The organism is Litoreibacter halocynthiae (assembly GCF_004365635.1).
Classification (GTDB): Bacteria; Pseudomonadota; Alphaproteobacteria; order Rhodobacterales; family Rhodobacteraceae; genus Litoreibacter; species Litoreibacter halocynthiae.
In genome coordinates this window covers 425534-438740 of sequence record NZ_SOBH01000002.1, presented here as the reverse complement: position 1 = coordinate 438740, position 13207 = coordinate 425534, and the positions used below count along the sequence as shown (strand labels likewise).

General features: G+C 56.3%; 15 protein-coding genes and 1 tRNA gene. 9 read left to right on the top strand and 7 right to left on the bottom strand.

The window, feature by feature from the left end:
• The first annotated feature begins 248 nt into the window (after positions 1 to 248).
• Positions 249 to 1064: a lytic transglycosylase domain-containing protein gene (locus tag BDE40_RS09410; protein ID WP_134014318.1), complete on the top strand. Its 816-nt coding sequence runs from the start codon at positions 249 to 251 to the stop codon at positions 1062 to 1064.
• Between the two features lie 461 nt (positions 1065 to 1525).
• On the opposite strand, the gene BDE40_RS09405 is transcribed toward BDE40_RS09410, so the two are convergent.
• The 5 genes from BDE40_RS09405 to BDE40_RS09385 all read right to left on the bottom strand — a co-directional run bounded on the left by BDE40_RS09405 (position 1526) and on the right by BDE40_RS09385 (position 5695).
• Positions 1526 to 2263: an SDR family NAD(P)-dependent oxidoreductase gene (locus BDE40_RS09405; protein ID WP_134014317.1), complete on the bottom strand. Its 738-nt coding sequence runs from the start codon at positions 2261 to 2263 to the stop codon at positions 1526 to 1528.
• Positions 2260 to 3573, bottom strand: a complete 1314-nt coding sequence (locus tag BDE40_RS09400; RefSeq protein ID WP_134014316.1) for an FAD-binding protein — start codon at positions 3571 to 3573, stop codon at positions 2260 to 2262. Before BDE40_RS09400 ends, BDE40_RS09405 begins: the two co-directional genes overlap by 4 nt.
• A complete protein-coding gene (locus tag BDE40_RS09395) occupies positions 3570 to 4577 on the bottom strand; it encodes a lysylphosphatidylglycerol synthase transmembrane domain-containing protein (RefSeq protein WP_134014315.1) in 1008 nt (335 codons plus the stop codon). The genes BDE40_RS09400 and BDE40_RS09395 overlap by 4 nt, the downstream gene beginning before the upstream one ends.
• Before the next feature lie 77 nt (positions 4578 to 4654).
• Positions 4655 to 5245 (bottom strand): NUDIX hydrolase, encoded by a 591-nt coding sequence (locus tag BDE40_RS09390; RefSeq protein ID WP_134014314.1) that lies wholly within the window; start codon positions 5243 to 5245, stop codon positions 4655 to 4657.
• A 54-nt stretch (positions 5246 to 5299) separates the two neighbouring features.
• Positions 5300 to 5695 (bottom strand): DUF983 domain-containing protein, encoded by a 396-nt coding sequence (locus BDE40_RS09385; RefSeq protein ID WP_134014313.1) that lies wholly within the window; start codon positions 5693 to 5695, stop codon positions 5300 to 5302.
• Positions 5696 to 5885: 190 nt separating this feature from the next.
• On the opposite strand from BDE40_RS09385, the gene BDE40_RS09380 reads away from it, so the two are divergent.
• The 4 genes from BDE40_RS09380 to BDE40_RS09365 all read left to right on the top strand — a co-directional run bounded on the left by BDE40_RS09380 (position 5886) and on the right by BDE40_RS09365 (position 7903).
• The gene (locus BDE40_RS09380) at positions 5886 to 6365 is read left to right on the top strand and encodes an EF-hand domain-containing protein (RefSeq protein WP_134014312.1); all 480 of its coding nucleotides are present in this window, start codon (positions 5886 to 5888) and stop codon (positions 6363 to 6365) included.
• A gap of 61 nt (positions 6366 to 6426) precedes the next feature.
• Positions 6427 to 7008 (top strand): RNA polymerase sigma factor, encoded by a 582-nt coding sequence (locus tag BDE40_RS09375; RefSeq protein WP_134014311.1) that lies wholly within the window; start codon positions 6427 to 6429, stop codon positions 7006 to 7008.
• Positions 7005 to 7394, top strand: coding sequence for a hypothetical protein (locus BDE40_RS09370; RefSeq protein ID WP_134014310.1), 390 nt, complete (start codon positions 7005 to 7007; stop codon positions 7392 to 7394). Before BDE40_RS09375 ends, BDE40_RS09370 begins: the two co-directional genes overlap by 4 nt.
• Before the next feature lie 5 nt (positions 7395 to 7399).
• A complete protein-coding gene (locus BDE40_RS09365; RefSeq protein ID WP_162848067.1) occupies positions 7400 to 7903 on the top strand; it encodes a periplasmic heavy metal sensor in 504 nt (167 codons plus the stop codon).
• Positions 7904 to 7921: 18 nt separating this feature from the next.
• On the opposite strand, the gene BDE40_RS09360 is transcribed toward BDE40_RS09365, so the two are convergent.
• A complete protein-coding gene (locus BDE40_RS09360; protein ID WP_134014308.1) occupies positions 7922 to 9334 on the bottom strand; it encodes a diguanylate cyclase in 1413 nt (470 codons plus the stop codon).
• Positions 9335 to 9430: 96 nt separating this feature from the next.
• Between BDE40_RS09360 and BDE40_RS09355 the strand changes: the two genes are divergently transcribed.
• Positions 9431 to 9709 carry a DUF3572 domain-containing protein gene (locus BDE40_RS09355; RefSeq protein ID WP_134014307.1) on the top strand — a complete coding sequence of 93 codons (279 nt, stop codon included), beginning with the start codon at positions 9431 to 9433 and terminating at the stop codon, positions 9707 to 9709.
• Between the two features lie 32 nt (positions 9710 to 9741).
• Here the strand turns inward: BDE40_RS09355 and BDE40_RS09350 are convergent.
• Positions 9742 to 9815, bottom strand: a tRNA-Cys gene (locus tag BDE40_RS09350).
• A 252-nt stretch (positions 9816 to 10067) separates the two neighbouring features.
• Here BDE40_RS09350 and BDE40_RS09345 point away from each other — a divergent pair.
• The 3 genes from BDE40_RS09345 to BDE40_RS09335 all read left to right on the top strand — a co-directional run bounded on the left by BDE40_RS09345 (position 10068) and on the right by BDE40_RS09335 (position 13207).
• Positions 10068 to 10721 (top strand): protein-L-isoaspartate O-methyltransferase family protein, encoded by a 654-nt coding sequence (locus tag BDE40_RS09345; RefSeq protein ID WP_134014306.1) that lies wholly within the window; start codon positions 10068 to 10070, stop codon positions 10719 to 10721.
• Between the two features lie 72 nt (positions 10722 to 10793).
• Positions 10794 to 12155: a TolC family outer membrane protein gene (locus tag BDE40_RS09340; protein ID WP_246030404.1), complete on the top strand. Its 1362-nt coding sequence runs from the start codon at positions 10794 to 10796 to the stop codon at positions 12153 to 12155.
• 71 nt (positions 12156 to 12226) lie between these two features.
• Positions 12227 to 13207, top strand: coding sequence for a prolipoprotein diacylglyceryl transferase (locus tag BDE40_RS09335; protein ID WP_134014305.1), 981 nt, complete (start codon positions 12227 to 12229; stop codon positions 13205 to 13207).

Below are 13207 nucleotides of genomic sequence, written 5' to 3'. Positions count from 1 at the left end.
CGGGGCGAGAATTGGGCGCGAATGGTTCCTTTTCGGAGCAGGGTAATAAATCTTCCTAAAATCTTACATCTCGTTGTTTTATAATAATAATTAACAAGAAATTAATATTTCGGGCATGGAATCTGTCGCGGTGGTTGCGTCAATGCTGGCACAGGTTCTTGATTGTTTCTTAGTTGTGGTGGAATTGATGCCCGTTTTCTGGAAGAGTCCTGAAAAAGAATAACACCAACGACAAGTCGGGCAGGCTCATGTCGATTCAGAAACGCGCAATATTCGTCCTGATGTGTATGAGCATCGGCTTCTCTGCCAAGGCGGCAGAGCTCAAACCTGCATTTGGCGGGAACTTTACCTTTAAGAAGATTGCACCGCCGAAAAGCGGCACCAAGAAACTCATAACGGTTCAGATCGAACCCAAGAGTGTAGAAACCAAAACCACAGCGACGGCCAAAGCCGGAGCATCTGTGCCAGCTCCGTCGCAGCTGGACTGGTTTTGGCAAGCGGTATCCCCGTCAATAGATGCATCTGGTCCGGGCCGGTTCTCGAATGCAGTCGCCAGTCTTGGGAAAGCACCGAAAGGGCAGGCGGTCAAAGCGCCACGGCTAGAGACCATGCAGTCCATCGCGTCGCAACACGGAACGACAATTCTGCTCGAGACATTAAACAAGAAGATATCGCCGGCTTTCGTCTTGGCCCTCATCTCGATCGAGTCGGGTGGTCGCGCCGCCGCCGAAAGCAACAAGGGTGCGCAAGGCCTAATGCAGTTGATCCCCGACACTGCCGCCCGCTTTGGTGTGACGGACAGCACCGATCCAGTGCAGAACATCAAAGGCGGCGTCGCCTATCTGGAATGGCTGATGAAGGAATTCAACGGCGACCCTATTCTGGCCCTTGCCGGATATAACGCGGGCGAAAATGCAGTGAAGAAGCATGGGGGCGTGCCGCCCTATTCCGAGACCCGTAACTATGTTCCCAAAGTGCTGGCCGCATGGAAAGTTGCGAAGGGCATGTGTTTGTCGCCGCCAGAACTGGTGTCCGATGGCTGCGTTTTCCGCACGAATGGCTAGTCCAAAATCGACATACCCCTGATCTTGGTGTCGACGGCACCTTTTTTCGCGCTGATATCTTGTTTGAAACCTTCTGGTTAGCAATGGAGCGTACGCCGACCCAAGCGCTGAAGGTCGTTGCCAACTGTTTAACTGCCAAAGCGCGACGCGTGAATTCTTGACGCCCGCAAACAATTGAGTTGATTGATTTGGTGTAGCACGGGGTCAAGAATGCAATTTGATTGTTGGCTTCGGAATTTCCTTGGTTTTGGAGGGCACAGATTGGAGGCCCTCGACCAAGTGCAAACGGCGGATTGCGAGCTGGGCTCTTCTTTTCCAGATCGGAATGATTGCGGCGATTACTCTTGATATAGCGACCAGCCGCAAAGCAGCCTACTTAGGCCTGCTCGTCTCTCCATGACCCTGTTCACCCTGACACTGATGTTCTACGCGGCAGGGCTGTCTCAAAAGGCGTTTGGATTCTAAACGCTGAGTTTTTTGAACACGCGTTCAGGAATGGCCGTGATGATCCCCATGATCAGCCGCCAGAACCCCGGCGTGTAAATCACGTCTTTGCGTTTTTCGACGGCTTTGAGAATGTCAGCTGCGATCTTGTCCGGAGTTGCGACAAGGAACATCCCCTCGATCCCCCAAGTCATTGCAGTGTCCACGAATCCCGGTTTTACGGTGACAACATGCCCGCCAGATCGCGTCAGGCGATTGCGCAGCCCGCTGAGATAGGTGTGAAACCCTGCTTTGGCGGAGCCATATACATAGTTGCCGATCCGGCCCCTGTCGCCCGCCACCGAGCCTACACCCACGACGGTTCCGCCACCACGTTCCTCCATGGTAGACGCGACAAGCTGAAGAAAGGTTGCAGGTCCTGCGTAATTGTCAGTCACGGTGCCCGCAATCAGCGACGGGTCGGTGTCGATTTGGTCCTGAGACGGCATCGAGCCGACGAAGACCGCGACGTTAATCATACCTTCCAGTTCGGATGCGCGTTCGATGATTGGCGCGAAAGTGGCTGCTTCCCTTGCGTCGAACTGTATGGCCTCGGCAATCGGGGCGCCTTGCAACGCGCAGTCGGACGCACTGGCTTCCAGATCGGGTATGTCACGGCCCGCCAAAATGACCTGATCGCCGTTTTTGGAGACAGCGCGCGCAAATGCGCGGGCCATTGAGGACGTTGCCCCGAGAATGATCCAAGTTTCGGTCATGCGTGGCTCCGAATGTTGAGGCGGCGGGTTTGATCGGTCTCGTACTGCCCGTCCGGATCAATGCTGCTTACAAGTTTGGCGAATTTGGTAACGTCTGGGTACATTTTCGTCAGATGGGACGGATCTAGGGTGGCGTCTTTGGCCATATAGACCCGCCCGCCCGCTTTTTCCGTGATTTCTTCCAACTCGGCGATCAGGGCTTCGGCGCCTGCGCGGTTAGGGAAGTCGATTGCGAGAGTATAGCCTTCCATCGGGAAGGACATGAGCCCCGCGCGGCCCGACCCCATGCGTTTGAGTACAGCCAAGGGGGAGGCGAGACCGGCAGAGCCGATCTTGTCCAGCATCAACCGCAACACGGCAGCCTCTGACACAGGGACCACGCATTGGAACTGGTGAAAGCCGCGTTTGCCGTAGAGGCGGTTCCACTCAAGAAGTTTGTCGAGCGGAAAGAAAAACTCGGTGATCGGCTTTACGCTGGTCCTGCCGCGTTCCGGCACACGGCGAAAATAGGCTGCATTAAAAAAGCGCACCACTGGAGTGGCCAAGGCCCAGCGGGGGGCATTGAACGGGACAGCGCGCGACGGTTTTGCATCCGGTACCAAACCATAACCGGTCTCGGCTTCTTCCAAAATCCCGCGCCCAAGCGCTTCGCCCTGTGCCGTCGCATCGATCCAGCCGACGGTGTAGGTGGATTTTGAGGCGTCCAAAGCCTCTAGAAAGTGTTCAAGATTTTCGATCCTGCGCTCGGTGACTGTCATGATGTCGCCCTTGCATGGAAGCAGCTGAAGCTTGGCTGAAACGATAACGCCGGTTTGGCCCATGCCGCCAATGGTGGCGCGGAACAGCTTCACGCCCTTTGACGGGCTTACCTTTTGCAGTTTGCCACCATTCATCAGGCTGATCTCGACCACATGCTGGCCAAAAGATCCCGCGCCGTGGTGGTTCTTTCCGTGCACATCATGGGCGATGCAGCCGCCAACCGTGGCAAAGCCGGTTCCGGGCATAACGCTGGGTAGCCAGCCGTCAGGGGCAAAACGGCGCGCGATGTCGCCGATACGCGCACCTGCTTCGACCTCTAGGATTCCGGTGTCCGGATCAAATCCGAGCAACCTATCCATGCGGGTCATATCCACGGCATGGCCGCCATCATTCAGGCAGGAGTCCCCGTAGGACCGGCACATGCCAATTGCGGGTGCAGCGGTCTCTGCTTGCAGTGCTGCAAGTGAGGAGGTGCGTTCGGGGCGCGCGACTTGTGCGGTCGCGCTACGAACCCGACCCCAGCCGGTATAAGTGAGAGTGTTCCAGATCATACTTTTTTCGACTTGTGTGAAAGGGCTTCGGAGAACGGAAAGACGAGCGCGCCAATGGCGATCGCAAACCAGAGAGTGGTGATGCGGATAACGGTGGTTGCGGCGAGGGCGACATGAAGTGGGGTTCCGTTCATTGCCAATAGAACCATCATTGTGGCCTCGGCACCACCCAGTCCACCCGGCGCACCTGTCAGGCCACCTGCCAATGTGGCAAATACGAAGATAAAGGTCGCGGTTGCGATGCTGACCTCGGCCCCCATCCATTGAAGTAGCAGGTATAGGGCATAGCCTTCGGCCATCCATCCAACGACACTGAGGAGGAAGGCAGGGCCGGTTGTCCGAGCCGCGCTGAACAGTCCCATAGAGCGGGCTGCTTGGCGCAATCTTGCAAACGGGCGCGGCCAGCGACCAATTGCGCCGAAAAGGGCTTCCACCAGCTTGATCAGCAGCTTTGGACGCGTCACCACAATCGCCGAAGCGATGGCGGTGATCGCGACGATACCCGCGCTGATGTTGCCTTGGCCGGAAATAAGTAGTGCGGCGCCTAGAACCAATCCCATCGTCGCCATGTCAAATGCACGATCGGCTAGGGGGAGGGGAGTTACACGTTCAATGCTCCATCCCGTCATGCGCGTGAGCCATCGCAGACGCACAAATTCACCCACCCGCGCGGGGGTGATGGTCATCGCAAAGCCACCAATGAAGTGCAAAAGCGAGTAGCGAAGCGGGAGGCTAATGCCCAGACGACGCGCCAAGATGTGCCAGCGCAATCCGCGCAACAGGTAGTTGATCATCGACAAGGCCAGAAGCACGCCAACCTGCCAAGCTGACAATTTGCGCAGCTCGTCCCATGTTTCCTGCCAACCCGTCGCGCTGATAAGGCCGAACAATCCGAAGATGAACAATGCGATCAGCCCCCAGAACAGCATCCGGTCACGCAGGGCGCGCGGGGCTTTCCCCGATAACGCTGCGGGGTGGGTTGGTATGCTGTCGACCAAATTCATATCCTCCGTGCGCTAGCGACAAAATAGGGCAGGATTATGAAACTGTTTCTAGATAGAGAACACCAGTGCTGTTCGCACTACTGAATCCTTAAGAAACGGGAGCTGCCGGTGCTGTTGTCGAAGAAGGGAACACTTGCGGGCGGTGCCTTGGTTTTGGCGAGCGCTTCGACTTCTGCCAGCACAACTTCGGTGATGAACGGCAAGTTCAGCGCCCGTGCTTCGGGAAGCGGGACCCAGTGCAGATGGCGCAACTCGTCACTGGCTTTCGAAAAATCGTCTAGGTCGGCGTCGGTCATGATGTTCGCATCCGCGAGGAAAAATCGGGCATCAAAGCGACGTGGGCGGCCTGGCGGAGTGATGGCACGGAAGAAGTAGTGTAGACCTTCGCATTTGCTCAAGGTTAGGCCGGTTTCTTCCCAAGTTTCGCGCAAGGCAGCGGCAAGCAAGGCAGGGCCGACATTGCCCAGCCGTGATAGACACATTTCGGATGGTATGCCGGGCAAGACGGCGGTGGCGTCTTCAGGATCGACAGCACCCCCCGGAAATACAAATTTGTTGGGCATGAAGGCGGCGTTTTGGCCGCGCTGTCCCATAAGCACTTTTGGCGCGGTATCGGCGTCACGCAAAAGAACGACACTGGCCGCGTCTCTGATCGGTGTATCTGTCATGCGGGTACTGTGACCTGAGTGCTGTCCGGCTTCAACTGCAAACGCTCGGCTGAGTTAGGCGGTTCGCCCACCAAACCCGTGCATGCGTTTTGCCCATTGCAGCGCGACAATTGCCCCTTTTAGTCGCGGCAAAAGGTAAAGCGATAGGGCGACGCACCCGATTGTGAAAATGGTTGCCACCACCAACGGATCGGGCTCGAATTCGAAAAAAGTCCAAAGCAGCAACGGCGCCATCAGGTGCCCCACGATCAGGATGGTCAAGTAGGCTGGGCCGTCATCGGCGCGATGGTGGCTCATATGCTCGTGGCAGACGGCGCACTCGTCACGCACCTTCAGATAACTTGAAAACAACGGACCCTGCCCGCAAGATGGGCAACGACGACGCCACCCGCGCAAAAGGGCCGGTTTGAGTTCACGTTCGAGTTCTTCAGTCAAAATATCTCTCGCCATTTAATGATACCTTCGTCGCAGACGATCACCTTAATGGGGGACGTAGGCAATTGCAGGGTGACAGGATGTCTCGGCTGGAGAAAATATAATTTTTTTACCAAGCCGCGACGGAGTGGGCGTCTGTGCCCGTTAAAGGTGCATATCGGCGATCAAGACAGGTCGACGAGTGAACCATTAACGGAGCTATAAAATGGCAATATTGGCAGGAAACCTGAAAACGAAACTTGTGATGGCCGGGCTTGGCCTTGCATTGGCGATGAGCCCTATGATGGCGCAAGCCAAAGGTGGTCACGGACCACGGGTCACCTTCGAAGAGCTGGATGCAAACGGAGACGGCAGCGTGACCGAGGCGGAAATGCAGGCACATCGTGCTGCAAAGTTCACAACTGCTGACACGGATGGGGATGGCTCATTGTCGCGTGCGGAGCTTGAGGCACAAATGAAATCCGGCAAGGAAGACCGGATGACGCGTCGCTTGGACAAAATGATGGAGCGTATGGACGCTGACGGCAACGGAGTCTTGAGCCAAGACGAGCTGGCCAATGTTGGTAGCGAGCGCAAAGGCAAAGGGTTCTCGCGGATGGACAAAGACGGGGACGGCGCCATCTCCAAAGCGGAATACGACGAGATGGCCAAGAAACGTCGCGGTGGTCGCAACCACAAGAACTGAGTTAAGAGGGGCGGCCTTAGGTGGTCGCCCCGCTGCCCTGAATGGGATATTGATACGCGGGATGGGTATGGCTCTGGATCAATCGGATCAACTCGACGATGACGCGTTGATCGTGCTGTTCGCCAATGGCGATGGTGCGGCAGCGGAGGCCTTGACCCTGCGCCTGTCCCCTCAAGCGCTGAGTTTTGCGAAACGCATGTTGGGTGATCTGGCAGAGGCCGAGGATGTGGTGCAGGAAGCGATGCTGCGGCTTTGGCGTATCGCCCCCGACTGGCGGCCCGGCGAGGCAAAACCGGCGACGTGGCTTTATCGTGTCGTAAACAACCTGTGCATCGACCGGTTGCGAAAGCGCCAGCGGATCAATGTGGGTCTGGATGATTTGGCCGAGCCGATGGATCCCTCACCCTCGGTGGAAGCCCGTTTGATCCAAGAAGACAGGATGGCAGCACTGGATGCCGCGTTCGCTCAACTGCCAGAGCGGCAAAGACAGGCCGTGATTTTGAGGCATATCGAGGGGCAAGCAAACCCCGAGATAGCGCAGATAATGGATATTAGCGTGGAAGCCGTCGAAAGTTTGACGGCGCGCGGGAAACGGACGTTGGCAAAACTGCTGGCCTCTAAAAAGGAAGAGTTGTCGTCATGACCGATAGACAGAACATCAACCCGGACGTGGATTCGGAGCTGGAGAGTTTCTTCGCACAAGCACGTGACGAGGCGCCTGTCCCGTCGTCCGGTTTGCTGGCGCGCATATCGGACGACGCGAACGCAACGCAGGCAGATTTTGGCCGGCCCAACGAAATGCCGCGCGAGGCTTCTGTGCCTTGGTGGCGGCAGCTTTTTGACGATGTCGGCGGCTTGCCTGCGATGGGCGGACTGGTGGCGTCGGCCTGTACCGGCATCTATTTGGGCTTCGTAAACCCTGAATTTGCAACGACTTGGGGCGCTGCGGATACCGAGGTTATGGTAGAAGCAGAAGGCGTCATGAGCCATGCGCTGCTGGGTGATTTGTATTGGATTGAGAAAGGGTGATGGGGATGGACGATGCTAAAACACGCACCCCTAAACGCGTAAAAGTGGCGTTGGCGATTTCTCTTGCGATCAACGTATTGGTTGTAGGGGTAATCGTTGGCGCAGTTCTGCACGGGGGGAATCGCGACCGAAGCAGTTTTGACAAACGCGGTGGTGACACTGCCGCGATTGGAATCTATGGCCGTGCGCTAGAGAAACCGGATCGGCGTGCAATTGGTCAGCGGTTGCGTGATGGTCGCGCAACGCGCGGCCAGGAAATTCGCGCCGAGTTGGGAGAAATGGTGCGCGAGGCCTCCGACCTGCTGAAGCAGACGCCGTTTGATAAGGGTGCGTTTTCTGACGTGTTGCTGCGCCAACAGGGCCTGATCAAAGGACGCTCGGATGCCATGCAAGACGCATTGGTGGAGCAAATCGCCGCCATGTCGCCAGAGCAACGGGCTGAGTATGCCGAGCGGCTGGAAGAACTATTGGAGCGCGGAGGGCGTCGGGGCAAACCAGATCGCGAATAAAACTGCCTCTTGATCAGCTTAGGCGGCGGCGGCCATCGCGACCACATTCCGCCCACGCGCCTTGGCTTGATATAAAGCCCGATCCGCTTGATCGAGCATCTCCGGAATTGGCATTTTTCCGTCTTGCAGCGACAGGCCGATGCTCACTGTGACGCGCAACGGGGTTGCATGATTTTTAACAGTGATGTCCAGCGCACCCACCGCTTTGCGCAACCGGTTTGCGGTGGTTGTAGCGCGCGCGAGGTCGGTATGCGGCAAGGCGACCAAGAACTCCTCGCCCCCCGTCCGGCAAATTAAATCCCCGTCCCGCAAGTTCTGGCGCAATGTGTCGGCTAGTTTTGTCAGGACGGCATCGCCGATTGCGTGCCCATATCGGTCGTTGACGTTTTTGAAGTGGTCCACATCGAAAGCGAGGATCGCGAAGTGCTTGCCTGTTGCAAGGCAATCTCGCTGTAATTCGACCAACCGGCTGGCTGCGTAGCGGCGGTTGTATAAGCCGGTCAAAGGGTCGGTGATGGCCTGCAAAAGGCTTTCGCGAACACTGTGCTTTTTGCTGCGGATGACGTGATGGATTTCCCCCTGATTGCGAAGACGCGCGACCAGATCGGAGGTCTGAATGTTTAGCGGAACGACGTCATGAGCGCCCAGATCAAAGGCGCGGGCAATTTGAAAGTGCGCTAGGTTTTCCGCGATCAAAACCACCCGCAAATCTTGCGTGCGTGCGCGGGAACGCAGTTGCGATGTAATGGACAAGGCCCGCTCCGCGTCGCGGCGTCCGGCCACCAGCAAGACCACGTCCGGCTCGCTCGGGGCCGAGTCTGGTTGGGTGAGGACGGTGAGCGGAATTGTTTTTATGCTTTGTGTACGAGGGCTCCTTTGGAAGGCCTCTTCAAGGCATCCGAGCAATCGGTCGGCTTGATGCGAAGGTGTGTCGGAGTTCACATGCGCGATTGCAATGTTTATGGGAGGCAAGGCCTTTGTGGTTTTCGTTTCATACTGCACGTTGTGGTGACCGCGTGGCAGGTTTAACTCTCGATTAAGCGCATGGCTTCTCATCAGGTTTCTGATGCGTGCGAGCAAGACATCTTCTGAAAACGGGCGATTTAGGACGTCATCGGCACCCGCACTTAGGCATTGGTCCAACACGTCGCGGGCTGAGGTTGAGTTGGGTCGATCCTTCATGAAGATGAAGGTGGTTGCTGACCCGCTATTGCCCCGAAGCCCACGCACCCATTCCAATATGCAATCCACAGAGTGATTGACGAGAGCGGAGGACGCCAAGACGGCCTCGAACACATGTGTGCTGGCGAGCTTTCGGGCTTGCTGAACACTGTCTGCAAGACTGACGTCGTAATGGGCCAGCGCGAGCTTGGCCTTCAGAACCATCCGGTTTGTCGGGACGGGATCAATGATGAGAATGCGGCCAGCCATCTGTGGTTCTTCTCCTGAAAGCGGGAATCGGCCCTTGAACGCGCCCAGTGTGTTCTGCCAAGAGTTAAGAAATATTTACTATGTTGGAGAGCACCTATGACCCCTCAGAAAGCCGAAGAACTGGCGCTATCGGCACTGGGCTGGATCGCGGCATCAGACGACCTGATAGGGGTGTTCTTGGGGGCCACCGGATCGACACTTGATACCGTGCGTGCGCAGGCATCTGATCCGGCATTCCTGGGCTCGGTTCTGGATTTTTTGCTGATGGATGACGCTTGGGTCTCAGGTTTTTGCGATGCAAATTCGCTCGACTATCGCCAACCCATGATCGCGCGCCAGATGCTTCCGGGTGGGGACGTGCCGAACTGGACCTGAGGATCTGGAACGGAGTTTTATGCTGAAAAATCTGGAGGCGAGTAGGAGAATCGAACTCCTGTACACGGATTTGCAATCCGCTGCGTAACCACTCCGCCAACTCGCCTCGATGGTGTTCCGGTTCTCTAGACCAAGCTTATGGGGCGTGCAATAGGCTACACAAAAGTCCGTTATCCTTTTGCGCCAATACAATATGCAAACGTAAAGAGTCGCAGCTAGGGGTGCGAAAGCTGTCGATTTATCGTAGAATTGCAGTCAAATTTCGCAAACGATCTTCTGCTGGGTTTACTTCGGCGTTGCCGCATCCGCCGATCTGTGTCAAACCAGCTTTAACTGAAACTAGACTAATGAGTTTAGTATGCTCGACAATACCAAAAGCCGGACGATGATGGTCGACTCGCAAGTGCGCCCCTCTGACGTCACCAAATTTCCCATTATTGACGCTATGTTGCGCGTGCGCCGAGAGGCGTTTGTCCCTGAAAGCAAACGCAATGTGGCCTATGCTGGCGGGGACATTGATCTTGGCGGCGGGCGTGTCCTTCTGGATCCGCGTACATTTGCAAAGATGCTGGATGCGCTGGATATTCAACCCGACGATGTTGTGCTAGATATAGGGTGCGGGCTTGGATACTCGTCTGCCATTCTGGCGCATATGGCGGATGCGGTCGTTGCGGTTGAAGAAATCGAGGATTTGGCCCGTGACGCTGAATCGGCGCTTTCCGAGGAAGGCGTGGACAACGCTGTGGTGCTTACGAACGCGCTGGCCAAAGGAGCTGCCAAACATGGCCCCTATGATGTGATTTGCATCGAGGGTGCCGTGTCAGTCGTGCCTGCCGAAGTGCTGGAGCAATTGAAAGAAGGGGGTCGTATCCTTGCGATATTCGCGGTTGGCGTCCTTGGCGAAGCGCGATTAGGCCGCAAGGTCAACGGCAAGGTGAGTTGGAGTCTTGCATTCAACGCGACGGCACCAATCCTGCCCGGCTTTGAGTCCGAGGCTGTCTTCGCGCTTTAGTCGTCACTTTTGTGGCACAAGATCACTGCCCAAGAGCCTTGTTAGAGGGCTTCGGTATAGAGGTAAGTTCGCATGAAATACCGTTTTCTGAATAGTGCGCTGGTTGGTGTCGTGATGAGTTTTGCTCCGGTTCAGCTGTCGGCTGAAACGCTCGCAAGTGCTTTGACGGCTGCCTATGACAACTCCAACCTCCTGGAGCAAAGCCGCGCGATTTTGCGTGCCGAGGATGAAGATGTTGCCATTGCCCTGTCCGCGCTGCTTCCCAGCATCAATGCGCGATCTACCATCACGCTAAGCGATCCATCTCCTGCGCGCGACAACCTGTCGTCGACTGTTGCGCTGACTTTGGAGTTGTTGTTGTGGGATGCCGGACGAACCCAGTTGGCTGTCGAGTCTGCCAAGGAAACCGTCTTGGCGGTGCGTGCAGAACTGGTCCAGCAGGAGCAAGCGGTGCTTTTGGACGCGGTAAACGCTTATGTTCAAGTGCTGCGGGATCAACGTGTTGCGCAATTGCGTGACAGCAATCTTCGCCTGATCACGCAAGAGCTGCGTGCCGCGCGTGATCGGTTTGAAGTTGGCGAAGTGACCCGCACGGATGTGGCCCAAGCGGAAGCGCGACTTGCACAAGCGCGTGGCTCGTTGGTCGAGGCACAGGGGAACTTGCAGATTACCCGCGAGCTTTACAAAGTTGCAGTTGGCCGCGCGCCCGTCGGCTTGAAAGGCATTTCACGTTTGCCGAAACTGCCAGCATCCGCAAACGCGGCGAAGGCGACGGCCAAACGGGTCAGCCCGCTGATTGATCAAGTGCAGCATCAGATCAAGGCCAATGAGCTGAATTACGCAGCAGCGAAAGCAGGCACACGGCCACGGATCACGTTCAATAGCGCTCTGTCGCATTCTTCGGTTACCAACAATTCGTCCAGCATTGGCTTGGAAATGAACGTCCCGATTTATCAAGGCGGGCAGCTTTCGGCGCTGGTGCGCAAATCACTGGCGGCGGTTCACGGGTCCAAGGCGGCGCTGAACCAAACCGCAATTGTGCTGGAACAAAATGTTGCGAATGCGTGGTCGCGCCTCGCGGTCGCCAACGCTCAAGTAACATCGTCAGATCGCCAGATTCGTGCCGCTCAAATTGCGTTTGACGGGGTGCGTGAAGAGGCCAAGCTGGGGGCGCGTACGACACTCGACGTCTTGGATGCGGAGCAGGTGTTGTCAGACGCGCGCACAACACGGGTTGTCTCGGAAACGCAAGTTTACTCAGCGGCTTACGGGCTGTTGGCGGCCATGGGTTTGCTCACCGCTGACAACCTGAAACTCAATGTCCAGCGTTATGATCCGTCAGAGTATTACAACGCAGTCAAGAACGCTCCGGTGCCCAGCTCAAAGGCGGGCAAGAAGCTGGATCGTATTTTGAACCGCTACCAAAAGAACTGAAGAGTCTAACGATCGGTTGTCAGGCCGACACGCGGCAGGTATCTTGCATCAAAAGTGTAGAGGCTGAGTATATGTCTGATCCGGTGACCAACGTAGACGTGGAAGATGTGCTGTCATCCATCAGAAGGCTCGTGTCGGACACAAAAAGCGAAGATCGCCAAGAAACAAAAGCACTCGAAGCTTCGAGCGAAGGTCTGGCCGAGACGGCAGAAGAACAGCCGAAGGCCTCGGATGCTTTGATTCTGACCTCCGCCCTGCGCGTGAAATCCACCGAACAGGATTCGGTGCCAGAGTTCAGCCACGCAACAATGTCAAACTTCCGTCACACGCTGTCCGAAGAGTCAGCGGTTGAGGCCGAGGATGACGCTTCCGCTGCATCTACGGATCAAGGCAAATGGTCTTTGGCCGATGATGATTATTACGAGGATGACATGCAGCCAGAAGCTGCTCCGGTCATAGATTTTATCCGTCACGGTAAAGGTACTAAATCGGAACCCGCGACTGGCGAGTTGTCCGATGCGGAAGAGGCTTGGGAGCCGGAACTCGTAGATGGAACGCCTGAGGGTGAGGACGTCGAGCAAGCCGATCCGGTGGAAGACTGGGTCGATGATGAGCCTGAAGCGGCTGAGATGCCTGCCGATGAAGACGACGAGGCCGAAGCGCAGGCGGATGAAATCTCAGAGATTACTGAAGCTGATGACGAAACGGTCGACCACGATGACGGCGGGCATGACGAGAACGCGGATGACGGTCATAATGTTGAAGATGCAGAAGAAACTGAGGAAACTGTATTCGCTGACGAGGTCGAATTTGTTTCCGCAGCCGCGGCTTCGGTTGTTGATGGCAACATGGACAACGACGAGACCAACGAAGACGTGGACTTAGCGGATTTCGACGAGAGTGTAGTTGACGAAGATGCTCTGCGCGACCTTGTGGCAGATATCGTGCGTCAGGAACTGACCGGAGAACTGGGCGAGCGGATCACGCGCAACGTCCGCAAGCTGGTGCGCCGCGAAATTCATCGCGCCGTGATGACCCGCGAGTTCGAATAG